Source organism: Plesiocystis pacifica SIR-1, from assembly GCF_000170895.1.
Classification (GTDB): domain Bacteria; phylum Myxococcota_A; class Polyangia; order Nannocystales; family Nannocystaceae; genus Plesiocystis; species Plesiocystis pacifica.
On sequence record NZ_ABCS01000022.1, the window covers coordinates 25,959 to 49,199 of the forward strand.

Here is a 23,241-nt window from a genome sequence, read left to right on the forward strand (position 1 = left end):
CCGCTCCCGCCGACGTGAGCTGCCCCTGCTCTCCGTTTTCCCCTGGGCCCTCGCCCGACCCAAGTTGAGTCCGACATGACCGAAGCGAACACCATCGAAGCCGACATCCGCGAGTACATCATCTCGAACATCCTCGACAACCAGGACGACGGGAACTTGACGGCCGAGTCGCCGCTGCTCGAGTGGGGCATCCTCAACTCCCTGCAGATCCTCAGCCTGGTCGACTTCATGGAGACCAAGTACTCCATCAAGATCGAGCCCACGGATCTCCGGCCTCAGAACATGGCGACCATCTCGTCGATCGCCGCCCTGGTGCGCACGCGCCAGGGTTGACAATTGCCCGGAGCCGGCGGCGCGAGACAATGCATTGGCTCGACGCCGTCGGCTAGCGATTCGGAGCAACAGTTGGCACGCCACGAGGCCAGGAGTACAGTCATTCCAGAGCGAGAGACCGGCCCCAGAGCGAGACAAGGATCGTCAACGTGTTAAGCTGCGCCTGCATCGGTCGCGGTGAGCCACGGCGAGGGAGACCCAAAAAGTGCGTACTTCGGACATCAAAGACAAATACGACGTGATCGTAATCGGTTCTGGCATCTCGGGATCGATGGCTGCGACGATCCTGGCCCACAAAGGCCATAGTGTCCTGATCATTGATGGCGCTGCCCATCCAAAGTTCGCCATCGGTGAGTCCACCGTTCCGCTGACCTCACAGACCTTCGAGCACCTCGCGGCGCAGACGGGCATCCCCGAGCTGCTGACCCTCGCCCGCGGGCCCCAGGGCATCCGCGAGAAGATCGGCACCACCTGCGGCATCAAGCGCGCCTTTTGCTTCCTCTACCACCGCGAGGGCGAGGAGAACCGGCCCGAAGAGAACAACCTGTTCGGCAACGTGTGGCGCGACGAGAACCACCTCTACCGCCAGGACGTCGACACCTACATCTTCCGGGCCGCGCTGCGCTACGGCGCCGATGCCCTCGAGAACACCCGGGTGTCCTCGGTCGAGCTGGACGACGACGGGGTCACCGTGTCCACGGTCAAGGGCCAGCGCTTCCGCGCCCGCTACCTCATCGACGGCTCCGGCCCGCGCAGCCCCTTCATCAAGCAGCACGAGCTCGCCGAGCGCCCGACCTCGCTGCGCACCAACACCCGCACCATCTTCACGCACATGACCGACGTGAAGAGCTACGACGACTGCGTCGACAACCCCTTCAGCCAGCCGTGGTCGACGGGCACCAACCACCACGTGTTCGACGGCGGGTGGTTTTGGGTCATCGCCTTCGACAACTGGGAGGGCGCGACCAACAAGGTCGCCAGCGTCGGCCTGACCCTCGACGCCGACCGCTACCCGCCCCGGGACGACGTGAGCCCCGAGGAGGAGTTCGCGGAGTTCGTCGGGAAGTACCCGAGCATCGCCCGGCAGTTCGAGGACGCCCGGGCCGTGCGCCCGTGGATCCGCGCGCCCAAGATCCAGCACTCGAGCCGGCAGTGCGTGGGCGATCGCTACTGCCTGATGGCCCACTCCTACGGTTTCGTCGACCCGCTCTACTCGATCGGCCTGATCATGACGGTGACCGCGGTCTCGAAGCTGGTCGACCCGCTGTGCAAGGCCCTCGAGACCGACGAGTTCGCCCGCGAGGACTTCCTCGACGTCGAGAAGGCCATGGTCCGCCGGCTGCGCTACGCCGACATGCTGATCTACGGCTCGTACAAGTCGTGGTCCAACTACAACCTGTGGAACGCCTGGGTCCGGCTGTGGGCCATCGGCCTCCACGCCCTCGAGTCGATCTTCGCCAGCCACCTGATGATGGGCAAGTACTCCAAGTACGAGCTCGTCGAGGACTACATCACCAGCGAGTACGAGCCCCAGGGCTACAAGGCGCTGATCGAGGCCGGCTACGCGAGCATCAGCGCCTACGCCGACGGCACCATCGACGCCGACGCGTGCGCCAAGCAGCTCTGGAAGCTGATCGAGGACTACGACTTCGAGGTCCGCCTGCGCCCCGAGCCCGAGTTCGACGGCGTCGAGTGGGCCATGCGCACGCCGGACGTGCACGACCTCTTCCTCGGGGTCCCCGAGAACCATGAGCGCTGGCGCAAGGAGCAGGTCGACCCCTGGATCCCCAGCGACACCCCGGCCTAGGGCAGCCTGGCCCCCCCAACAACGACGAGTGAACGGACAGATGCAGATTCCCAGCGCGTGTGACGTGGTCATCATCGGCGGAGGCCCAGCGGGCACCAGCGCCGCCACTCAGCTGGCCAAGAAGGGCTACGACGTGGTCCTGTTCGAGAAGGCCAAGCACCCCCGCGAGCACGTCGGCGAGAGCCTGATCCCTCACTTTTGGCGCTACACCGACGAGCTCGGCGTCAGCGAGAAGATCCTCGCCGAGGGCTTCCAGGAGAAGACCGGCGGGACCGTGGTCTGGAACGGCCGCATCCAGCAGGTCTCCTTCTCCGACTTCGCCTACGACCGCCGGGCCCTGCACGTCGAGCGCGCTCGCTTCGACCACATCCTGTTCCAGCACTGCCAGGAGAACGGGGCCAAGACCTTCGAGCGGGTCATGGTCAAGTCCGTGCGCTTCGCCGAGGAGGCGGGCGGGAAGCAGACCGTGGTCTGGCGAGACATCGACGCCGCCACCGACGGCGAGATCGAGTGCGAGTTCGTCGTCGACGCGAGCGGCCAGGCCTCGGTGCTCGGGCGCCAGCTCGACATCTGGGAGATCGACGAGGACTTCCGCTTCGTCAGCCTGTGGGGCTACTTCAAGGGGGCCAAGTACGTCGCCCTCGACGGCAAGGCCCACCCCTTCGAGAAGTCCCGGGAGATCAAGCCCACGACCTTCGTGACCGCGCTCAAGGACGGCGACGGGGCGTGGAGCTGGCTGTGGCACATCACCATGCGCGAGAACACCAGCGTCGGCCTGGTCATCTCGCGCGAGGAGCTCGCCCGCGCCAAGGCCAACTACGAGTCCCTCGAGGCCTACTACCGCGAGACCTGCTCGACCACGCCGATCATCAACCAGCTGCTCGAGGACGCCACCTACGAGGGCGAGTTCTCGGCCATCCGCGACTTCTCTTACCGCGTCAAGCAGGCCGCCGGCCCCGGCTACCTGATGATCGGCGACGCCGCGACCTTCATCGACCCGGTGTTCTCCCAGGGCATCGTGCTCGCCTTCTACACGGCCAACCTGGCCTCGTGGGCCATCGACCGCGCGATGAAGCGGCCCGAGGACACCGAGCGGACCATGGCCATGTACTCGCACCAGCTGCTGATGCGCGCGGACATGGCCCGGTCCATGGCCCTGCCCAGCTACATGCCACCGGAGGTCAGCGAGGCCGGGCGCACGGCCGTGGGCTTCGAGTCCAAGCAAGAGCAGAAGCTGATGCGCGTCGCGGCGGGCCTGACCAACCGCTCGCAGAACTTCCACACCCTCGTGGGTGGCCAGGAAGACGAAGAGGACACGATCAAAATTCTGGAATCCATCGAATTTTGAGCGCCAAGAGGCGCTCAAAATTCGATGGACTCCACTATTTGGCCCTCGCTCGCCCGCGAGGCTCGGGGTGTTTTTGGGGCCTCGGTTGGAGAGGGCCGAGGCCGAGAGGCCTCGGGTTGGAGAAGGCCGAGGCCGAAGGGCCTCAGTCGCACAGGAGCAGGGAAGCCACCTCAACGCGGGAGTGAGGCAGGGCTTTCAGCGCGCCTCTTTGGGACGTGAGCCCTCCCCCACGCGAGCCACGCGGATCCTTCCACAGCGGCCAATTTGGCCCAGTTTGGTTGCTATCGGCGTTTCTGGGCGTGTTGACGGTGCCCGGGGGGGCCGCTATCGTGCCCCGCCTTTCATGCCCACCTCTCGGCGACTCATGAGCCTTGCTGCCGCCGCCCTCGTCTGGGGGCTGCCCGCGACGGTACTCGCAAACCAGCCGCCCCCCGGTGTGGGCGGCATGCCAGGTGCCGGGCCGGCGGGCCCCGGCGCGCCTGCTGGCCCGAGCGATGACAAGGACGGCCCCGCCGAGGCCGCGCCCAAGGACAAGGGCGCCCTCGCGCCCGTGGTCCCGGTCCCGGCCCAGCCCGAGGGGCGCCGCCGGGCTCAGCTCTTCGAGCTGCACGGCTACTTCCGGACCCGGGCCGACTACTTCCACCGCCTGGACCTCAACATCACCCCCGAGGGCCTGCAGCAAGACACCAACAAGTTCTTCCTGCCCCCGGCCGAGACCCCCGAGCCTGACCTGAGCTCGACCGAGCCCGGCGCGACCCTGCCCAACGACGCCAACTGCACCAACCAGCTGCTGGCCAACGGCGTGTCGGCCCAGCGCATCGGCAACCGCTGCGCCCGGCGCCGGGGCACGGGCGGGGCCAACCTGCGCCTGCGCCTCGAGCCGACCATCCACGTGACCGACACGGTCAAGGTCCACGCCCAGGTCGACATGCTCGACAACCTGGTGCTCGGCAGCACCCCCGACGCCTACTACGGCGCGAACCCGTGGGCGCCCATCGACCTGTTCACCCGGACCCAGCTCCCGCCGGTCCAGGGCACGGACTCGCTCAACGACTCGATCGTCGTCAAGCGGGCCTGGGGCGAGGTCCGCTTCGGCTTCGGCCTCACCCTCGAGGTCGGCCGCATGCCCAACCACTGGGGCATGGGCCTGGTCTACAACGACGGCAACGGCTACGACCGCGGCGAGGTGGCCGACATCACCCGCATGGTCGACACGGACTACGGCGACTCCGTCGACTCCGTGCGCGCCTCCTTCGACTTCGGCGCGGACAAGCGCAACGCCATCCAGGTCGGCCTGAGCTACGACTGGGCCGCGAGCGGCCCGACCACCGCGCAGCTGTTCGGGCCGCAGTGGGAGTCGGGCAACCTCGTCGCCCAGACCTTCTCGGCCGAGAAGTACGACAACGTCCACCAGGTCAGCGCGTGGATCGCCCGCCGCGACGACCCCAGCATGCTCCGCCGCAAGCTCAGCGCCGGCGTGCCCGTGGTCAACTACGGCCTCAAGAGCTGGCTGCGCTGGCAGACCCTCGACGCCGCCCTCGGCTACACCCCCGGCCAGCTCGGCCAGTTCGACCAGGACACCAGCTACTCCGCGGCCCTGGTCCACCGCCGGGCCTGGACCGTGACCCCCGACCTGTGGCTGCGCATCAACTGGCGGACGCTGCGGATCGAGATGGAGGGGGCCATGGTCGCCGGCCGCTTCCGCCACGCCGAGCAGGAAGACACCGCGCCCGCCGACCTCGACGACGCGCTGGCCACGGCGACGGGCGTCGACGACACCCGCATCCTCCAGTTCGGCTACGCCCTCGAGTTCAAGTACGGGCTGTTCGACGACCGCTTCCACATCGGCCTCGACCACGGCATCGCCTCGGGCGACAGCACCCCGCCCAACGCGACCAACTACGCCGACGCCTTCCCGGGCACCAACGACGGGCTCGGCGGCGGCTCCAGCCTGACCGCGTTCCGCTTCAACCCGGCCTACGTCCAGGACATGCTGCTGTTCAAGGAGCTGCTCGGGACCGTGTCCAACGCCGGCTACGTCAAGCCCTGGGCCGCGTTCTACTTCTTCCAGAAAAACTTCAGCGCCCGCCTCGACATCGAGTTCGCCGGCGCCATGAACAACGCCGGGACGCTCGCGGGCAACAAGTCGCTGTGGGGCCTCGAGCTCGCCGGCGCGCTGCGCTACCACGACAACGACGACCCGATCTTCGTCCAGGTCCAGTACGGCGCGATGTTCCCCTTCGGGGCCTTCGAGCCCGAGGTGACGCTGGAGACGGTCAACGGGCCGTCGGTGCAGATTCTGGACGCGAAGGCGGCCCAGACCGTCCAGGGCCAAATCGGCATCCGGTTTTAGCCTTACCCCCGCAGGCGCTCCTGCACCGGGGACGCTTCGTCGCTGTCCGCTCCTCCGCTTGGGCCGGTGGGCAATGGGGTTCGTGCCTTCTAGTCCGCCTGTGGTCGCCCCCCGAGGGGGGCGTCGTCTGGCGGGGGTGACGATCGTCTTCGTGCTTGCCGAGGTCTCGACTTCGTCCCGCGTACGCCGAGGTCTCGTCTTCGTGCCCGGCGAGGTCTCGCCCTCCTGCCCGCCCGTGGTCACCGAGTCGGAGATCGGGCGAAGCGGCAGACCGTGTCGGCGGCGCGGGGGCGGACCATCGGCAGGTAGGTCTCGCGCGGGAAGCCGTCCATCTGCGGGCGAACGCCAGCGGCTTCGAGTTGGCGAACGAGGGCGACGATGAACTGCACGCCCTCGACGAGGGCCATGTTGTAGCCGAGGCAAAAGTGCGATCCACCACCGAAGGCGCTGAGCTCGACGGGCGTCAACTTGCGCTGGTCTCGAATCCAGCGATCGGGATCGAAGCGCTCGGGGTCTGCGAAGGCCTCGCCGTCTCGAGCGAACAGCCACAGCGGCACGCCGAGCACGACGTCTGCAGGGATCGCGTAGCCCGCGGCCGTCGTCGGTGCGAGGGTCGTACGGGTGACGAAGGAGATGGGCGGGTGCAGGCGCAGGCACTCGCGGAACAAGGCCTCGGCGAGGGGGTAGGCGCGCAGCGCTTTGGGCGTGAGCGGCAGGCCTTCGCTCGCGCGAGCCTCGTCGAGCAGGCGTCGGTGGAGCGCGGGGTGCTCGACGAGGTAGGCGACCATCCAGGCCATGATCGAGGCCGTGGTCTCGTGCCCGGCGAGGACCAGCAAGCGGAGGTTGTCGAACAGCTCGGTCGTGTCGAGCCCGGCCCCGTCCTCATCGCGCCCCCGGACGAGCTCGGCGATCAAGCCCGTCGACTCGGAGTCTCGGCGGGCCGCGTCGATGTGCTGGGCGAGGCGCTCGTCGACCCACGCCCGGGCCTTCATCGCGCGGCGGTAGGGCATGCCAGGGATGTTCCACTCCGGGGTCAGGACCCCGCGGACCATGATGGCGTAGCGCGACACCCACTCGTCGAGCTCGTCCCCGGGCACACCCAGGACACGAAATAGGACCTCGAGGCTCAGGGCCTGGGTCTCGTCGAGTACGCGCACCTGACCCCGCTCGATCATCGCCGGGATCCGCCGACCCACGACCTCGGCGATGACCGCGCTGACGCCGGTCATCGACAGGCCCTTGGGGGTGAAGGGCGCGCTCGAGGACGCCCGCCGTCGGCGATGATCGGCCCCGTCGGAGCTGAGCATCGAGGTGTGCCCGATGATGATCGCGCCGAGCTCCGCGCTCCCGACCGAGCTCAGCTCACGGTCGAGCAGCAAGGCGTGGGCCTCGGGACGAGGCCACAGGTAGATGTCGGATCCAAAGGGCATGCGCAGACGTACGAGCGGCTCGCCGCCCCCCGCGACCTCGCGCAGCAGCTTCGGCCAGGCGCGGGACATCGCGACGAGGTGGCCGACGCCAGGCAATCGCCCGGGGGCGTCGGGGATGTCTGAGAGCACGCGCAGGCTGTCCATCGGCGTGGATCCTAGGAGGCCCGGCCGCTCGTCCACAACCCCGCTGCCATCGCCCGTGGATCGGGGCTCGAGCTCGCGCGTACTCGAAGTCGTGCGGCGTCTCGGTCTGGCTCTCGCTCCGCTCCTGATTTGCGTGGGCTCGGGGTGCGCCCCGCTCGAACTCTCGGCGGTCCCAGGCTACGCGGCGCCGCGAGAGGTTCGGCAAGCCGCGAGGCAGTGCGAGCGGCGGCCCGGGCGGTGCCTGAGCCGAGCGGACGGCTACCGCGAAGGTGGGGACTACGAGGCCGCGGCCTTTGTCTACCTGCACGCGTGCTTGGCCAACCCCGCGATGAGCTGCTGGCGGGTCGGGTGGAAGCATTTCATCGGCGACGGAGCCGTCCACGACATCGCCTTTGGCCTCTACTACCTCGGGCTCGCCTGCGAGGGAGGGAACCCGAGCGCGTGCACGGCCCTGGGCTTGTGGTGGGAGGGGGACCCGAACGAGGACTGGCGCGGGTGGCTCGAGGCTGGGTGCGCGGGACACATCGAGCTGGCCTGCGAGGCGCTCGAGGGTGCGGGCGACTGAGGGGCTAGCTTCGCTCGAGCTTCGCGCGCGCGTCCGCGAGGTGCGGGTAGAGCTCGAGCTGGGTCCCGGAGATGATGATCCACGGCCCGTCGGGGCGCGCCAGCGAAGACCTCGCGCCCGGGCGTGTCCCGGATGGGCTGACAAGCTCGGGGGCGCATGGGCGGTGCTAGCATTCGAGGATGCACCTGCGCCCGAGCGTCTTCGCGTCCGTCGCCATCACGCTCGCGGCCTGTGGGCGGCCGGCGATCGACCCCGGCCAAGACGAAGGGGCCGACGAGGTCGGCACCGAGACGGGCTCCGGCTCGACCGATACGGAGTCGACCGATGGCGAGTCCACCGAGTCCACCGATAGCGAGACCACCGAGTCCACCGACGAAGGCAGCGAGTCCACGGACACCGGGCCGCCGCCCTGCCCCGAGATCCACGACGGGAACTTCACCCTGAGCGGCAGCGTGAGCGCAGCTCAGCTCGAGGCGGCGAGCTGCCTGGTCGAGATCACCGGCGATCTCCACATCGAAGGCACGGAGCTGACCGAGCTCGACGCCTTCGCCTCCCTCGAGCGCGTGGGCCAGCGCCTGACGATCATCCACAACACCGGGCTCACCACCCTCTCGGGCCTCGACGCCCTCGAGGAGGTCCGCGACCGTGTCCAGGTCTCGGGCAACGCCGGCCTGGAGTCCCTCGCGGGCTTGGGCGGCCTGCGGCGCTTGCACGGGCTCACGGTCAGCAACAACCCCGACCTGCTCAGCCTCGAGGGCGTGCAGGGCGAGTGGGAGCTGCACGCCTGGGGCGGCGGCATCCAGTCGACGATCTTCGTCGCCGGCAACGACGCGCTGACCAGCGTCGACGGGCTCGGCGGGATCACCAGCGTCAGCTCCGAGCTCCCGGTTCGGGTGGTGCTGCTCAACAACGAGGTCCTCGGCGGCGACCTCACCGGGCTGTCGGCCTTCGCCGCCCTGCCCGACGACACCCTCGGGCTGAGCCTGCAAAACTCGCCCATCGACAGCGTCGAGGGCCTCGAGGCCCTCGTCCACGCCCGCTACCTGTGGATCCTCGGCCTCGCCGGTGACTACGTCGACTTGAGCGGCCTCGACAACCTCGAGCGCGTCAGCGCGGAGCTGACGATCGGCTACTGCCAGGGGCCCACGGAGGTCGACCCCGACGGCTACGACCCCCAGAACCTCGCCCACATCCAGAGCCTCGCCGGGCTCGAGCAGCTCACCGAGGTCGCCAACCTCGACATCTGGGGCAACCTCGCGCTCACGGACATCAGCGCCCTGGCCAAGCTCGAGACCGTCGGCGACCTGGACATCGAGGCCAACCCCCTGCTGCCTCAGGCGCAGGTCGACGCCATCGTCGCAGGCATCCCCAACCTCGGCAGCGCGAGCACGAACTTCAACGGCGCGGGCAATGAGCCGAGCTGCGGCTTCATCCCCTGGTGAGGCTCACTCGGCGCTGGACGCCGCGGCCTTCTTGGCCTCGACGTAGGGCTGCCAGTGGCGGGCCAAAAAGCGCGGCCGGTGGTCGTGGTAGCTCGACACCATGCCCAGGCGCGAGAGGGTCTTGATGTAGACCCAGGCCAGGTCGAACTGCCACCACAAAAAGCCCGCCCGGGCGCTGTTGGGGTAGAGGTGGTGGTTGTTGTGCCACTCGCCAGCGACGTAGCCCGGCCAGTACTGGTTGATCGACAGGTCCCGGCGGTTGAAGTCGACGCCCTCGACCCGCTTGTCCTCGCCGCCGCCGTGGCCCGCGAAGTTGAAGGTCCGGATGCCGACGGCCCAGATGTGCGCGGAGCCGAAGATGGTCACGGCGAGGGCGTGGCCGCCGATGAGGTAGAAGGCGGCGTACCAAAACAGCCAGTTGAAGGCGAAGGCGGCCGTCATCCACACCGGGTGGGCGATGGAGCCCCAGCGCTGATACTGCTCGTAGCTGTTGACGATGATCCCGGTGTGCTCGACGAAGCCGACGGCCCGGGCGTACTCCTCCCGCGACAGGTCCTGCGCGATGGGCTGGTGGAGGGAGTCGGCCAGGAAGCAGTAGAGCCCGCCGAAGGTCGCGTTGTAGGGGTCGCCGGGCTTTTCGGGCACGGCGTGATGGACCAGGTGGGAGATGATGTAGATCTCCTCGGGGACGACCTTGATGACCAGGTTGCGGGTCACAAAGCGCCACACCGGGTGGCTGAAGGTGAAGGCCTTGTGGGTGCCGTAGCGGTGCAGCCAGATGGTCCCGTAGGTGCCCATGCCGACCATGCTGTAGAGGAAGCCCACGACCAGGCCCCACCAGCTGAAGTAGTAGGCGAAGAACAGGACGATGAAGGGCGCGAGGGCCAGGGTCCAAAACCAGTTGGTGAAGCCCAGCCAGTTCTTGCGCGAGGCGAAGATGTTCACCCGCGACGCGAGCTCCCGCCACATCTGCGCGTTGCTCGGGCGCTGCTCCCAGCCGTAAGAGGGCGGCTCGAGCACGCGCTTGAGGAAGCTGATTCCGGAGGCCGCCTTGGGGCCCGCGGACGGCTCATCGAGATCGCGGATCGACTGGCCCATCGCGCGCACGCTATCACGGGAGTGTCGCGCGATCTGCACCACACCCGTGCGCGAGCCTGGTTCAGGGACCGCGTAGACTCCCGCCCCTGCCCCCGAGGACCCGATGGCACGCAAGACGAAAAAGCCCAAGACGATCTGGCAGTGCACGGCCTGCGGCGCGACCACGCGCGGCTGGTTTGGCCAGTGTCCGAGCTGTCACGAGTGGAACACCATCGAAGAGCAGGTCGAGCGCCCCGCGGCCGGAGAGCGAGTGGTGCTCGCAACGCCCGGGGCGAGCAGCGAGGGCGCCGTCGTTCCAGTGACGGCCGCTCAGGAGCAGCTCGCGGACGCCCAGCGCCTGAGCACGGGCATCGCCGAGCTCGACCGGGTGCTCGGCGGCGGGCTCGTCCCGGGCAGCCTCGTGCTCCTGGGCGGGGCGCCGGGCATCGGCAAGTCCACGCTGATCCTCCAGGCCTGCGCCGGGCTCGTGGGCGTGAACGACGATCACGCCCACGAGCGCCCGGTGCTCTACGCCAGCGGCGAGGAGTCCATCGCCCAGGTCGCCGGCCGGGCCAAGCGCCTGCGCGGGGGCAGCTTCACGGCCGCGGACGAGCGCCTGCTGCTCCTGGCCGAGACCCGCATCGAGGCCATCCTCGACGCCGCCACGGCGCGCAAGCCCAAGGCCCTCGTGGTCGACTCCATCCAGACGGTCTACAGCGACGCCCAGGACGGGCTGCCCGGGAACATCGGGCAGATCCGCAGCGTCACCGGGCACCTGCTGAGCTGGGCCAAGAGCCGGGCCATCCCGGTGATCATCGTCGGCCACGTGACCAAGGACGGCCAGCTCGCGGGCCCGCGCCTGCTCGAGCACATGGTCGACACCGTGCTCGCCTTCGAGGGCGACGAGGAGCGAGCCACCCGCATGCTCCGCGCGAGCAAGAACCGCTTCGGCAGCACCGCCGAGCTCGGCGTGTTCGAGATGACCAGCCAGGGCCTACGCGAGATCCCCAACCCCAGCGAGGTCTTCCTCGCCGATCACCCCGAAGAGGCGATCGGCTCGGCGGTCACGGCTTCCCTCGAGGGCTCGCGCCCGCTCCTGCTCGAGATCCAGGCCCTGCTCGGCCCGAGCCCCGGGGGCTCGCCGCGGCGCACCTGCGTCGGGGCCGATCCCTCGCGCCTGGCCATGCTCTTGGCCGTGCTCGATCGCCACGCCGGCTTGTTCGTCGTCGACCAGGACGTGTTCGTGAACGTCGCCGGCGGGCTGCGCCTGAGCGAACCCGCGGCGGACCTGGCCGCGCTCTTGGCCGTGGCCAGCTCGCACCTGCGCAAGCCGATCCCCCGGGGCACGATCGCCATCGGCGAGGTCGGGCTGACCGGTGAGCTGCGTCGGGTGCCGCGCATGGAAGAGCGCCTGGCCGAGGCGCGGCGGCTCGGCTTTCGCCGGGCGATCGTGCCGAGCAAGTCCGTGCCCGCGGGGAGCCCCCAAGAGGGGCTCGCGATCGTCGGGGTCGACAGCGTCGCCCAGGCGGTCGAGCGGGCGTTTTGAGCGGCACTCCGGGCCACGGCGCGTGCAAGAAATTCCGAGCCTCGCGGGCGCCCCCTTGCGTAGGATCGAGGCGATGACGACGAAGCTGCACGCGGCCTACCTGAGCATCCTCTTCGCGCTCGGCTGCAGCGCGACGCCGGGCAGCGACGACGAGTCGAGCAACGAGCAGGGCTCGGACGGCAATGGAGAGACCTACGCCTGCGCGGACCCAGTGCCGCTCATGCAGACCGGCGACGTCCCGAGCGGGTGGGTCGAGTGCGCCGACGGCTTCGTGCATCGCGCCGAGGCGGTCGAGTGCGTGGTGCCTGCCCAGACCGACGATGCCCAGTGCCTCTCGGGCGGTGAGACGGGCGGTGAGACCGAGGGCGAGACGGAGGGCGGGCAGTTCGTCTCCAATTGCATGACCGCAGCAGACTGCGAGGAGGCGCCCTACGGCAGCTGCAACTACTGGTTCGACGACTTCTCCGCCACCGAAGGCTGCAGCTGCAACTACGGCTGCGCCGCCGATGCCGACTGTGGACCCGACGCCATCTGCGTGTGCGCGGGGGTCACGGGCGAGCGCTCGTACTGCAAGCCGAGCGAGTGCGCGAACTCGGACTCCTGCGGCGACGGGCTGTGTGGCCTGAGCGACGCCCCCGGCATCTGCGGAGGGACGGCCTACCACGTCGGCTGCGTCGCCCCGAACGCCGAGTGTCACCTCGACGAGGACTGCGAGCCTGGGGCCTGCGACAACGGGGGAGCCACCGAGCCGTGGGAGTGCAACGTGGGCACCTGCGAGGCGCCCGAGTGGTGCCAGGGCGCGTGCGGCCGCCCCTTGCTGGTCGAGGGCCACGCCCGCGTCGCCTCGGTCGCCGCGCGCACGGACTGGAGCGTCCAGAGCGCGCCCGAGCCGACGGCGCTGCGTCGGACCCTCGCGGACTACTGGACCGAGGTCGGCCTGTTCGAGCACGCCTCGGTCGCCTCCTTCGCCCGCTTCGCCCTGCAGCTGATGGCCCTCGGCGCGCCACCGCAGCTGCTCGCCGAGGCCCGGCGGGCGACCAGCGACGAGATCGAGCACGCGCGCCTCGCCTTTGGCCTGGCGAGCGCCTACCTCGGAAGGCCGGTCGGCCCGGGGCCCTTGCCGATCCACGGCGCCCTCGATGCCGAGCTCGATCGCTTTGCGATCGTCGACGCGCTGATCCGGGAAGCCTGCGTCGAGGAGACCCTCTCGGCCCTCGAGGCCGCGGAGGCGGCGAGCCACGCCGAGGACCCCGAGATCGCCGCGGCCCTCGAGCGCATCGCCAAGGACGAGCTGCGCCACGCCCAGCTGGGCTGGCGAGCGCTCCGGTGGATGATCGACGCGGACGGCCCCAACCTGCGAGCCTTCGCCCTCGCGCGCCTCGACCAGGCCATCGACGAGGCGCGCCGGTCCGAGTCCGCCCGCGGCCTGCCGGCCTCGCTCCGCCGCCATGGGGTGCTCGACGACGAGCTGCGCGCGCAGCTGCGGACGCGCGCCCTGGACACGGTGCTCGAGCCCTGCGTCGCCGCGCTCCGGGGCCGCGCTAGCGCAGCGGCAGCAGCAAGCTGACCCGCGCGCCCCCGCCTTCGCGGTTGCTGGCCCGCGCCTCGCCCCCGTGGACCCGCGCGATCCGGGCGACGAGGGACAGGCCCAGACCCAGGGAGCCGCCCTCGCGGGCGCGCCCCTGGACGAAGGACTCGAACACGCCCTCGAGCTCGCCCTCGGCGAAGCCGGGCCCGCGGTCCTCGACGCCAAAGGCCAGCGCCGGGCCGCCGTCGAGGCTGGCTTCGTAGACGCGCAGTGCCGTGAGCCCGTGTCCGTGGCTGCGCGCGTTGGCCAGCAAGTTTGCGAGGGCGCGGCCCAGCAAGGTCGGGTCGCCCTCGATCGTCGGCAGCGCGGCGCCCTCGTCCCGGCCCTCTCGCCACTCGAGCTCGAGCTTGCTCGCGTCGGCGCCCACCCGCTCGAGGGCCCGAAGCGCCACAGACACGGGATCGAGGCGGCGGCTCTCGACCCGCTCGAACTCCAGGCGCGAGTGGGCCAGGAGCTGGTCGACGAGATCGTCGAGCTCGACGACCTCGCGCTCGAGCTCGTCGAACACCGGGCCCGGCGCCCCCTCCCCGTCTCGAGCCGTGTCGATGAGCACGCGCATGTGCCCCAGCGGCGTGCGCAGCTCGTGGGAGACGCTCGCCAGCAGCTCGCGCTGGCCCTCGACCTGGGCCTCGATGCGCTCGGCCATGTCGTTGACGACGTTGGCGAGGATCGTCAGCTCGTTCGGGTGTTCGCCGTGGTGATGCCTGCGCCCGTGCCACCGGTGCCCATGTCCAGGTCCAGATCCGCGATGCCCGTGCCGCCCACGCTCGCGGCGGCTCTCGGCCCCAAAGCGGCTCAGCTTCATGCGCCGGTCGAGCTTGCCCTCGCCCAGGTCCCGGGCCACGGAGGCGAGCTCCATCAGCGGCCGCGTCACCCCCCAAGCCATCACCCCCGCGGCCATCCACAGCACCGCCGTGGCGCACAGCAGGGCCACCGGCAGCGCCACAGCGCTCGGCGCGAGCCAGGCGTGGAGGGCGTAGCCGAGCCCCCCGCCCACGGCCACGGCCATGCCCAGCGCCGTGAACAGGCGGCGCTTGAGGCTGGCCTGAAACCACCACACGAAGGCCGGGGGCCGGCGCCAGCGCGGCTTCACCCCTCACCCCGCCCGAACACGTAGCCGACCCCGCGCACGGTCTTGATCTTGTCGCCGCCGAGCTTCTTGCGCAGCTTCGAGATGTGCACGTCGACGGTCCGCTCGCTGACCACGGTGTCGTCGCGCCCGGCCTCGTGCAAGAGCGCCGCTCGGGTCACGACCCTGCCCGCCCGGCGCAGCAAGGCCACGAGCAGGTCGAACTCGAGCCCAGTCAGCGAGGCGGCCTCGCCCTCGACCCGGACCTCCCGGGTCCCGATCAGCGCGACCACGCCGTTGGCTGACAGGCGCTCGCGCCCGACCTCGGGGTGCATGCGCCGGAGCACGGCCCGCAGCCGCGCGAGCAGCTCCCGGGACGAGAAGGGCTTGGCGATGTAGTCGTCCGCGCCGAGCTCGAGGCCGACCACGCGATCGGCCTCGTCCCCGCGGGCGGTGAGCATCAAGACCGGGATGGCGCTGCGCGCTCGCAGGCGCCGGAGCACCTCGAGGCCGTCCATCCCCGGCATCATCCCGTCGAGCAAGACCACGTCGTGGGACTCGTTGGCGAGCACCCGCAGGCCCGCGGCTCCGTCGACGGCGTGCTCGAGCTCGACCCCGTTTTGGCCGAGGTAGCCCGAGAGCAGCTCGAAGAGCCGGGCGTCGTCGTCGATCAGCAGCGCGCGGATGGCCATGGGCGGTCTCCATGGTAAGGCGGGCGCGCCCGAAAGGGGCGCCCGCCGGCTCCCTGGCGGTTCAGCGGTAGGGACCCGCCATCGGCCCGCGCCGAGCGAGCCACCGGGCCAGTCGCTGGCGCTGGTCCGGGTCGAGGGCGTCGTGGACCTTGGCCAGCGCCCCGACCACGCTCTTGCGCGCCTCGGTCAAGCGCTCGTCGTGGCGGGCGAAGAGCTCGCCGAGGCGCTCCTCGTCGAGGCGCTCCGGGCCAAAGGCGTCGGCCAGGTCCCGACGCGAGGCCTTGCCCTCGTCGCGCATGCCCTCGAGGTCCCGACGCAGCTCGCGGGCGGCGTCGGAGATGACCCGCTCCTGCTCCGGGCTCGCGTCGATCAGGTCGGCGATGCGCTCGACCCAGCGCCCGCCCCAGCCCCGGCGGCCTCGGCCGTGGCGTCCGCAGCCGTGACGGCCGCGGTGACCGTAGCGACCGTGGTCGCGGTAGTGGCCGCGGTGGCGGCGAAAGTAGGCGTAGGCCCCAAAGCTGGCTGCAACTCCGATGATGAATCCGAACATGGTGGTGTCTCCTCGTTGGTCACCAGCTTGACCCTCGAGTGTGTTGGCCCAAGACCCGCCACCATGAAGAAGTGTGAAGTCGGCCCGCGCGGCCCCGGGCTCCCCCAGCTGGGGGGCCCTAGCCCTCACCCGCCTCCACGACGACCGCGAACCAATCCACGCCCCCGCGAGCGGGGGCGACCACGAGCCTTCTCCAAGGCACGAACTTCATTGCCCACCAAGCCAAAGAGGAGGAGCGGAGCGACGAAGCGTCCCCGGTCCGAGGTGGCTGTGGGGGCAAAACAAAACTCAGTCGTAGGTCTCGACGCCGACCGTGCCCGTCAGCTGACCGGTGGCGACGTCGAAGATCTCGAGCGAGCTGGTCCGGACCAGGAATACGTGCGTGCCCCCGGAGACCAGGCCGTTGAGGGAGTCCACGGCGAAGATCGGGCGCAGGGTCGTCTCCCACACGCGCTCGCCCCCCTGCAGATCGAAGGCGGTGATCCGCCAGTCCTCGTTGCCCGCGCCGTAGGTCGTCACGTAGCGCCCGTTGGCGATGACGCCGAATTTTTCCTCATCACGGACCGTGGTCTTGGGCACCGAGGGGGTCGCGGCCTGCCAGCGGATCGCCTTGGTGTTCGGGTCGAAGGCGACGGCGTAGGGGACCTTGGTGCCCGGGGCCTTGTGGCCCAGCGCGACGGCCTGGTCCCCCTCGACGGCCAGGAACTCGAGCTTGGCGCCCTCGACCTCGGGGAAGGGGCTCTCCAGCTTCTTGCGCGGGTTCCGAGGGTCGCGCCGCCCCTCGCGGATGGCGTCGGACCAGTCGCCGCCGCCCGAGGCCGCCGTGAACGCGTCGTGGCGCGAGCGGAAGCACCACTGCGGCCGGTCCTTGGCCTCGGTCAGCTCGCCGGTCTCGGGGTCGAGGAAGCTCGCGCGCTCGTCGATCTGGTGGACCCAGACCTGGGCCGGCTCGCCCGAGACGGGGGCCTCGACGACGGACTTGGGCGGGACGCACAGGTAGTCGACGACGTCGGTGAGCGAGTGCTGGTGCAGCTGCTCCCCCGAGGCGAGGGCGAACACCCGCAAGGTCCCGACGCCGTCGGTGACGATCATCGCGTCCCCGAGCACGCCGCAAAAGGACGACTGGTAGGCGCTCGAGTAGTCGCCCAGGGACTCCGTGCGCCAGCGCAGGCTGCCGTCGACGTCGTGCACCGAGCAGTACAGCGAGTCGCCCGTGCCCACGGCGCGGGTGCGCCCGACGACCACGGTCTGGCCGTCGATGGTCGCGGCGACCGGCGGCCCGGCGACGTCGTCCCACAAGATCCGCTCCCCGGTCAGCGCGCTCCCGACGTCTCCGCCGATGGCGTTGAGGCCCTCGCGGAGCTTGTCGCCGCCCACGTCGAAGCCGGCGTCCTCGAGGCTGTCGATGACCACGAAGAACACGGGCACGAGGCTGCCGATCACGGTGAACAGCACGATGCTGGTGATCAGGCAGCCCAGCCCACGGCCGCTGCGCGAGGCTTGCTTGGCCGCCCGAGCCTGGGCCCGCGCGGCGTCGGCCTGCGCCTGGGCCAGGTCGGCCTGCGCCTGAGCCTGGCGCGCGCGGGCCTGCTCTTGCTGCGCGGCGAGGATGGCCTGGGCGATCGCCTTGGGATCGACGGCCGCGCCCGCCTGGGTCTTGGCCTTGCGCGCCTGATCGAGCTGAAAGCGGCTACCGCAGTAGTCGCACTGGTACGAGCCGCAAGGTTGCTGAGGAGGGAGGTCCGCCCCGCAGCTGGGGCACTCGACGCTGATCATGTCCATGGTGGTGACCGCGGGCAGTCTACCGTGCTCTTTGCGCGTTGTCCGTGCTCTGCAAATCCTCGGGCGTCGAGAGCCGTTGGCAGCGCCGTGTTGCCCTCGTCGCCGCAATTGCTGCTCCTGATGGTCCTGGGCCCCGCGGCCTCGCCGGAGCTGCCGCCCCGGCCGAGCGACGCGAGCGTTGCCAGCGACCCCCTCGCTGAACGAGAAGTCGCAGCCCAGGACGAGGCCCTTCACCACCGGCGCTTCGTCGCCCGCGCCCTCCACATCGAGGCCGCCGAGCTTGCCGAGACCGGGCTCTCCGAAACACCCCTCCCATGACCCCCGCGCCGAGGTCTACAATGGTCGAATGCTGGTCTGGATGCGTCCTCGGAGTCGACACGCCCGGGTTGGGCTCACCTGCCTCGCGCTCGGGGCTCCGCTCGGCTGCGAGAGCCCGAGCGAGGACGGGGGCGGCGACGACGAGGCCGCCGACGCCGACGCCGACACCGACGCAGACACCGATACGGACACCGACACCGGCGGCGAGGACCCCCTCGAGACGACCCCCCTCAACCACAGCTTCGGCACCTACGCCCTCACCCCCTTCGAGGAGATCGAGCCCTGCGCCCAGTGGACCCTCGACAACGAGGCGCCGGTCTACGTCCAGGCCGTGACCCTCAGCAACCTCGGCTACTTCCACCACTCCAATTGGTTCGTGGTCCCCGAGGACGAATTCGCCGGCGAGGACGGCTTTTTCCACTGCGGCGATCGGGGCTACACCGAGTTCGCCGCCGCCATGGTCGGCACCGTGCTCACGGCCCAGTCGACCCAGAGCTTCACGGAGACCCAGCGCACCGGCGACGGAGCCGTGATCAAGATCCCCGCGGGCTACAAGGTCATCGGCAGCACCCACATGCTCAACGTCGGCCCGGCCGCCGTCGAGACCGAGCTGTTCATGGGCCTCGAGCTCATCCACCCCAAGGACGTGCTGTCCGTGCTCACGCCCTTTCGCCTGAGCTACACCGACCTCGACATCCCGCCCCTGACCCAGAGCCACTTCACCGGCGTGTGCGACAAGTTCGGGGACAACTACCAGGGCCAGCTCGGGCTGCCCGTCGACCACAAGCTGCACTACGTCGTCCCCCACTACCACTACCTCGGCAACTACTTTCAGCTCAGCTTCATGGGCGGCGAGCACGACGGGCAGACGGTCTACGAGATCGACGGCTTCAACGGCGAGGCCAACGGCAAGACCTTCGACCCGCCCCTGGACCTCAGCGGCACCACCGGCCTCGACTTCACCTGCGGCTACGACAACTGGCGCGACGTGTCCGTGGGCTGGGGCATCGGCGATCAGGAGATGTGCGTGATGCTGGCCCTCGCCGAGTCCGAGGGCATCACCGACATGTCCGTCATCGCCGGGTCCACGGCCGTGGGCGAGCAGGACGGCGTGGTTCAGTTCGAGGGCGCGTGCAGCTACCTGGTGATCCCCAAGAAGGAAGACCAGGGCCTGCCCACGGACCAAGAGCGCGAGGGTGAGCTCTACATCCCGCCCTCGGGCAGCGCCGAGATCCCGGCCGTGCCCGAGTGCGTCGACCACGACGAGGGCGTCGCGCCGAGCGTCGAGCCCACCCTCGACAACATCGCCGGGGTCATCTTCGAGCAGTCCTGCAGCTTCAACGCCTGCCACGGCGCGGCCACGGCCGCGGCCGGCCTCGATCTGGTGTCCCCCAACCTCGGCAACCGCCTCCTCGACCACGAGGTCCTCGGCAACCCCGGCGCGTCCCTGGTCGAGCCGGGCTCGCCGGAGAACTCCTGGCTGTACCAGGTGCTGTCCGAGTGCGAGCCCGAGAAGAGCGGCGGCGGCGTGGCCTCGCACATGCCCCTCAACTCGCCCTTTTTGCTCAACGACGAGGCCATCGCCCTGGTCCGCGAGTGGATCGCCGACGGGGCGATGCTCTGACGGCCGGCCAGACTACGGGCCAGCCTTCGAGGGCTTCGGCGAAGGACGGGCGCTGACGGCCCAGTTCCCCCTCAGACCCCCCCAAAGCGTGCGCGAGGCCCCTCTCGCGCCGCGCTAGGGGACGCGCATGCACGGCACCAGCCCAAGCCCCCACGACGCCCTGTTCAAGTCCGCCTTCAAAGACCCGAAAGACGCCGCCAAGCTGCTCCAGAACGTCCTCGACGAGCCCATCGCCCACGCCATCGATTGGTCGACGCTTCGCCCCGAACCCGGGAGCTACATCGACGAGACCCTCGCCGAGCGCCACAGCGACCTGCTCTTCTCCGCGTCCATCGGTGGCGAGGACGCCTACGTCTACCTGCTCATCGAGCACCAGAGCACCGTCGACCGCGACATGCCGCTGCGCATGCTCGTCTACCTGACCCGCGTGTGGCTGCGCCATCGCAGCGCCCACCCCGGCAGGGACCTCCCGCCCATCCTCCCGGTCGTGGTCAGCCACGCCCCCGGCGGCTGGACCGCGCCCGTGACCTTCGAGTCCCTCGTCCGACCCGGCCCGACGGATCTTCCCGAGCTCACCCCGCACATCCCCCGCTTCGAGCTGGTCATCAACGACCTCACCCACCTCAGCGATCAACAACTCCGCGAATGGTCGATGCGAGGCTTCGCCACCCTCGTGCTGTGGATACTCCGCACTCGGCACGAGATCCCCGAGCTCATCGACGGCGTCTCCACGTGGCGCGACATGTTCCGCGAAGTGTTCGAGGCCCCCGACGGCGTTCAGGCGATGACGAAGATCTTCCACTACATCGCATGCATCGCGCAGCGGGTGCAGGTCCAGGAATTCCATGCCAAGCTCGATGAGCACGTACCTCAGACGAGGGAGGTCATGAAGACGTACTACGAAGAGCTGATGGAAGAGGGGATGGCGAAGGGTCTCGCCAAGGGCCGCGAAGAAGGCCGCGAGCAGAGCCGCATCGAGACCTTGCAAGAGACGCTCATCGACCTCCTGAGCGCGAAGTTCGACCTCCGCGAGCTCGAGCATGCCGAGCGCATCCGGTCCGCAAACGAAGCCCGCTTGCGCCGCTACATCACCCGCATCCTGACGGCCGAGACCGTCGAGGCAGTGTTCGACGAGTCCGAGCCGGCCCCCGCGGACTGACCCGCACGCGGGCTGGCGCGTGCTCCCTAGGGCGCGCCGGCCCCGATCTCGAAGGCCACCTCGTGGGTCATGTCCTGGCCCGCGACGAGGTCGACGATCTTCAACTTCAGCGTGTAGCTCCCCGGCCCAGGCACGCCGAGCTCTCCCGTGATCCGCCCCCCCGCGCTCCCGGACTCGGCCTGGGGGAAGCGGATCTCGTCGGGCTCGCGCTGGCGGTAGACCTCGCGGCCCTCGGCATCGACCACGGACTTGTCGATGGTCACGTGGTGCTCGCGCAGCTGCGAGTCGAGGCCCTCGAGGGACAGCGAGTAGGCGATCTGGCCCGGGTCCGTGGGGGCCTCGAGGGGCTCGCCCTCCGCGCCCACGAAGTGAAAGCTGGCCATGCGCAGCGAGCCCGTGTCGACCTCGAGGGCCCGCTCGACCAGGGCCTCCCAGCGCGCCTCCTCGAGGCTGAAGCCCTCGACCTTGCCGTCGACCACGGTCAGCTCCAGGCCGACCTCGCCGTGCTCGAAGGCGACGGTGTAGCGCCGGTTCACGCCCCCGACGACCGCCTCCTCGTCCTCAGCGCTCAGCGTCGGCCGCCCGAGCCAATGCAGGGTGCGGGCGAAGACCGAGAGGTCTCGCTCGCCCAGCTCGCCAGCGAGCTTCGCCGCGCACAGGTCCGCGAGGGCGTCCCGATCGCTGTCCTCGAGGGCGTCGAGGAGCGCCAGGGCCAGGCCGTCGATGGGGTCCTGGGCGTCCTCGGGGGTGGCGCTGCCCCCCTTTTCGCAAGCAGAGAGGCTCAGGGCGGAGAGGCTCAGACCGAGGCAGAGGGCGAAGGTGGACAGCCGGGGGGGCAGCGGCGGGCGACGCATCGCGGGGATGATAGCCCAACGAGGCGCTCCCCCTGATGCTTGGTCTGCTTGGTCTACCCGGGCCTCGAGCTCTGGTAGCGCGGCCAGCTGCCCGCGTTGCGCATCGAGCCGGGTCCTGCGAGGCAGGCGACCCCGGGCAAGCGCTCGTCGAGCCTCGCCAGCCACGAGAGCGGTACGCGGCCGACGAATCGACACTCGCGCAAGCTGGTGAGCGTGGCGAGCTCGGCGAGCAGCCCGTCGAGCTCGCTGTCGAGCTTGGGCAGGGACTCGTCGACACGAACGACGACGCGGCGCAGCGAGGTGCAGCGCGGGGCGAGGCCGGCGCAGATATTCTCGTAGACCGCGACCGGGGACAGGTCCAAGGTCAAGGTCTCGACCTCCTCGAGCCTGGCGTTGGCGAATTTCTCGACGCCAGCGCTGTCGCAGCCGAGAGCTTTCAGCCTGAGCCCGAGGTCGAGCTCGAGGGCCACGTCCGCGTGGAGGCTGAGGTCCTCGACGCTCGAGGGGACCGCCACGCTGCCCGTGATGAAGTCGCGGATCTCGAGGCGTCGCAGCTGCGGGGCGCCGCCGAGCGTGAGCCCAGGCAGCTCGGTGTGCAGGACCAGCTCGCGCAGGCCAGGAGGGACCCGGAGCGCCCCGCCATCGAGGTGCTCGGCGTCCCACAGGGTCAGGGCGGCGACCGAGGATGCGTGCAGCGCATCGAGCTCGTCCTCGTCGAGATAGAACAGGTCGAGGGACTCGAGGGTGACCGGCAGCGGGAGCAGGCCTGTCCCCGGCTCGTCGCGCATCAGCGAGAGCTCGCGGAGCTTGGCCCAAGACACGCCGCCGAACTCCGGCATCCCCCCCAGGAGCTCGAGCCGCTCGAGGCTCGGACCGAGCGCGGCGAGGGCCTCGAGCTCGACCGCGCCCCTGGAGATCAACGACAGCTCCCGCAAGGGGAGCCCCGCCACGTGGGCGAGGACCCCGTCGGTCCCGGCGTCATGGACCGCGAGCTCGAAGCGCTCGAGCCGCTCGAGCTGAGCCAGCGCCTCGCCGCCGCGAGACAGGCCGTTGCGGACGCGCAGCTCGGACAGCCCGCTCAGGCGGGCGAGCGGGTCGAGGTCGAGGGGGCGCCCCCCGGTCTCGAGCTGGTGCAGGTCGAGGACCTCGAGCCCCGCCGCGTGGGTGGCGACGCCCTCGATGAAGCCCGCGATCGCGTCGAATTCGATCCGGGCTTCGACCATCCGGACGTGGCCGAGCAACCCGGGCTCCACCTCGGTGGCGAACGCGCGCTGGTCGACGCTGATCGGCAGCCCGCCCCGGAGCGTCACCGAGTGGTCGGCGAGGGCCGGCGGCCAGGCCAGGGATGGGTGAAGGCTGCGCCACCGCTGGGCCTCGCGCGTGAGCCGGCGGGACTCCGCGGCGTCGGGGCTGAGCGCCGCCGCGAGCTCGAGCGCGAGCAGCTCGCCCCGGCGGTCGCCCGCGGCCATGAGCTGATCCGCGAGCACCTCGACCTGCCCCCGCTGCGAGGGGGCGTCGGCGATCGTGGGCGGCTCGAACACCCCCGGAGTATAGGCGTCG

18 protein-coding genes are annotated in these 23,241 nt (G+C 70.1%); 10 read left to right on the forward strand and 8 right to left on the reverse strand.

Annotated features, from left to right (window positions below; genetic code table 11):
• Positions 1–75 precede the first annotated feature (75 nt).
• The 4 genes from PPSIR1_RS13655 (at position 76) to PPSIR1_RS13670 (ending at position 5,841) form a co-directional block, all read left to right on the forward strand.
• Positions 76–333 carry an acyl carrier protein gene (locus PPSIR1_RS13655; RefSeq protein ID WP_006971668.1) on the forward strand — a complete coding sequence of 86 codons (258 nt, stop codon included), beginning with the start codon at positions 76–78 and terminating at the stop codon, positions 331–333.
• A 238-nt stretch (positions 334–571) separates the two neighbouring features.
• The gene (locus PPSIR1_RS13660) at positions 572–2,140 is read left to right on the forward strand and encodes an NAD(P)/FAD-dependent oxidoreductase (protein WP_269744709.1); all 1,569 of its coding nucleotides are present in this window, start codon (positions 572–574) and stop codon (positions 2,138–2,140) included.
• A 40-nt stretch (positions 2,141–2,180) separates the two neighbouring features.
• Positions 2,181–3,488 (forward strand): NAD(P)/FAD-dependent oxidoreductase, encoded by a 1,308-nt coding sequence (locus PPSIR1_RS13665; RefSeq protein WP_053335360.1) that lies wholly within the window; start codon positions 2,181–2,183, stop codon positions 3,486–3,488.
• Between the two features lie 343 nt (positions 3,489–3,831).
• Positions 3,832–5,841: a TIGR04551 family protein gene (locus PPSIR1_RS13670; protein ID WP_086001304.1), complete on the forward strand. Its 2,010-nt coding sequence runs from the start codon at positions 3,832–3,834 to the stop codon at positions 5,839–5,841.
• A 239-nt stretch (positions 5,842–6,080) separates the two neighbouring features.
• On the opposite strand, the gene PPSIR1_RS13675 is transcribed toward PPSIR1_RS13670, so the two are convergent.
• Positions 6,081–7,415, reverse strand: coding sequence for a cytochrome P450 (locus tag PPSIR1_RS13675; protein WP_006971672.1), 1,335 nt, complete (start codon positions 7,413–7,415; stop codon positions 6,081–6,083).
• A gap of 133 nt (positions 7,416–7,548) precedes the next feature.
• Between PPSIR1_RS13675 and PPSIR1_RS13680 the strand changes: the two genes are divergently transcribed.
• Both PPSIR1_RS13680 and PPSIR1_RS13685 read left to right on the forward strand, forming a co-directional pair.
• Positions 7,549–7,980 (forward strand): SEL1-like repeat protein, encoded by a 432-nt coding sequence (locus tag PPSIR1_RS13680; protein ID WP_006971673.1) that lies wholly within the window; start codon positions 7,549–7,551, stop codon positions 7,978–7,980.
• Between the two features lie 179 nt (positions 7,981–8,159).
• Complete coding sequence (locus tag PPSIR1_RS13685) at positions 8,160–9,422, forward strand: hypothetical protein (RefSeq protein ID WP_006971674.1); 1,263 nt, start codon at positions 8,160–8,162, stop codon at positions 9,420–9,422.
• 3 nt (positions 9,423–9,425) lie between these two features.
• Here PPSIR1_RS13685 and PPSIR1_RS13690 read toward each other — a convergent pair whose 3' ends face one another.
• Positions 9,426–10,520: a fatty acid desaturase gene (locus PPSIR1_RS13690; RefSeq protein ID WP_232296481.1), complete on the reverse strand. Its 1,095-nt coding sequence runs from the start codon at positions 10,518–10,520 to the stop codon at positions 9,426–9,428.
• Between the two features lie 103 nt (positions 10,521–10,623).
• Between PPSIR1_RS13690 and radA the strand changes: the two genes are divergently transcribed.
• Together radA and PPSIR1_RS42640 are read left to right on the forward strand one after the other, a co-directional pair.
• On the forward strand, positions 10,624–12,045 hold the full coding sequence (radA, locus tag PPSIR1_RS13695) for a DNA repair protein RadA (RefSeq protein WP_006971676.1): 1,422 nt from the start codon (positions 10,624–10,626) through the stop codon (positions 12,043–12,045).
• Positions 12,046–12,118: 73 nt separating this feature from the next.
• A complete protein-coding gene (locus PPSIR1_RS42640; RefSeq protein ID WP_006971677.1) occupies positions 12,119–13,612 on the forward strand; it encodes a ferritin-like domain-containing protein in 1,494 nt (497 codons plus the stop codon).
• On the opposite strand, the gene PPSIR1_RS13705 is transcribed toward PPSIR1_RS42640, so the two are convergent.
• The 4 genes from PPSIR1_RS13705 to PPSIR1_RS13720 all read right to left on the reverse strand — a co-directional run bounded on the left by PPSIR1_RS13705 (position 13,587) and on the right by PPSIR1_RS13720 (position 17,726).
• Positions 13,587–14,726 (reverse strand): sensor histidine kinase, encoded by a 1,140-nt coding sequence (locus PPSIR1_RS13705; RefSeq protein WP_006971678.1) that lies wholly within the window; start codon positions 14,724–14,726, stop codon positions 13,587–13,589. The two genes, PPSIR1_RS42640 and PPSIR1_RS13705, sit on opposite strands and share 26 nt — an antisense overlap.
• Positions 14,723–15,394, reverse strand: a complete 672-nt coding sequence (locus PPSIR1_RS13710) for a response regulator transcription factor (protein ID WP_006971679.1) — start codon at positions 15,392–15,394, stop codon at positions 14,723–14,725. Before PPSIR1_RS13710 ends, PPSIR1_RS13705 begins: the two co-directional genes overlap by 4 nt.
• Before the next feature lie 61 nt (positions 15,395–15,455).
• Positions 15,456–15,944: a Spy/CpxP family protein refolding chaperone gene (locus tag PPSIR1_RS42645; RefSeq protein WP_006971680.1), complete on the reverse strand. Its 489-nt coding sequence runs from the start codon at positions 15,942–15,944 to the stop codon at positions 15,456–15,458.
• Between the two features lie 288 nt (positions 15,945–16,232).
• The gene (locus PPSIR1_RS13720; RefSeq protein ID WP_006971681.1) at positions 16,233–17,726 is read right to left on the reverse strand and encodes an outer membrane protein assembly factor BamB family protein; all 1,494 of its coding nucleotides are present in this window, start codon (positions 17,724–17,726) and stop codon (positions 16,233–16,235) included.
• A 346-nt stretch (positions 17,727–18,072) separates the two neighbouring features.
• On the opposite strand from PPSIR1_RS13720, the gene PPSIR1_RS13730 reads away from it, so the two are divergent.
• Complete coding sequence (locus tag PPSIR1_RS13730; protein ID WP_006971683.1) at positions 18,073–19,668, forward strand: hypothetical protein; 1,596 nt, start codon at positions 18,073–18,075, stop codon at positions 19,666–19,668.
• A 127-nt stretch (positions 19,669–19,795) separates the two neighbouring features.
• Positions 19,796–20,827, forward strand: coding sequence for an Rpn family recombination-promoting nuclease/putative transposase (locus tag PPSIR1_RS13735; protein WP_006971684.1), 1,032 nt, complete (start codon positions 19,796–19,798; stop codon positions 20,825–20,827).
• Between the two features lie 26 nt (positions 20,828–20,853).
• On the opposite strand, the gene PPSIR1_RS13740 is transcribed toward PPSIR1_RS13735, so the two are convergent.
• Positions 20,854–21,681, reverse strand: coding sequence for a hypothetical protein (locus PPSIR1_RS13740; RefSeq protein ID WP_006971685.1), 828 nt, complete (start codon positions 21,679–21,681; stop codon positions 20,854–20,856).
• Positions 21,682–21,734: 53 nt separating this feature from the next.
• Complete coding sequence (locus tag PPSIR1_RS13745) at positions 21,735–23,222, reverse strand: hypothetical protein (RefSeq protein ID WP_006971686.1); 1,488 nt, start codon at positions 23,220–23,222, stop codon at positions 21,735–21,737.
• Between the last annotated feature and the right edge of the window lie 19 nt (positions 23,223–23,241).

Coding starts and splice junctions, on each gene's coding strand:
- PPSIR1_RS13655 (WP_006971668.1), top strand. CDS start 76: ATGACCGAAGCGAACACCATCGAAGCCGACATCCGCGAGTACATCATC.
- PPSIR1_RS13665 (WP_053335360.1), top strand. CDS start 2,181: ATGCAGATTCCCAGCGCGTGTGACGTGGTCATCATCGGCGGAGGCCCA.
- PPSIR1_RS13670 (WP_086001304.1), top strand. CDS start 3,832: ATGCCCACCTCTCGGCGACTCATGAGCCTTGCTGCCGCCGCCCTCGTC.
- PPSIR1_RS13675 (WP_006971672.1), bottom strand. CDS start 7,415: ATGGACAGCCTGCGCGTGCTCTCAGACATCCCCGACGCCCCCGGGCGA.
- PPSIR1_RS13685 (WP_006971674.1), top strand. CDS start 8,160: ATGCACCTGCGCCCGAGCGTCTTCGCGTCCGTCGCCATCACGCTCGCG.
- PPSIR1_RS13690 (WP_232296481.1), bottom strand. CDS start 10,520: ATGGGCCAGTCGATCCGCGATCTCGATGAGCCGTCCGCGGGCCCCAAG.
- radA (WP_006971676.1), top strand. CDS start 10,624: ATGGCACGCAAGACGAAAAAGCCCAAGACGATCTGGCAGTGCACGGCC.
- PPSIR1_RS42640 (WP_006971677.1), top strand. CDS start 12,119: ATGACGACGAAGCTGCACGCGGCCTACCTGAGCATCCTCTTCGCGCTC.
- PPSIR1_RS13710 (WP_006971679.1), bottom strand. CDS start 15,394: ATGGCCATCCGCGCGCTGCTGATCGACGACGACGCCCGGCTCTTCGAG.
- PPSIR1_RS42645 (WP_006971680.1), bottom strand. CDS start 15,944: ATGTTCGGATTCATCATCGGAGTTGCAGCCAGCTTTGGGGCCTACGCC.
- PPSIR1_RS13720 (WP_006971681.1), bottom strand. CDS start 17,726: ATGGACATGATCAGCGTCGAGTGCCCCAGCTGCGGGGCGGACCTCCCT.
- PPSIR1_RS13730 (WP_006971683.1), top strand. CDS start 18,073: ATGCTGGTCTGGATGCGTCCTCGGAGTCGACACGCCCGGGTTGGGCTC.
- PPSIR1_RS13735 (WP_006971684.1), top strand. CDS start 19,796: ATGCACGGCACCAGCCCAAGCCCCCACGACGCCCTGTTCAAGTCCGCC.
- PPSIR1_RS13740 (WP_006971685.1), bottom strand. CDS start 21,681: ATGCGTCGCCCGCCGCTGCCCCCCCGGCTGTCCACCTTCGCCCTCTGC.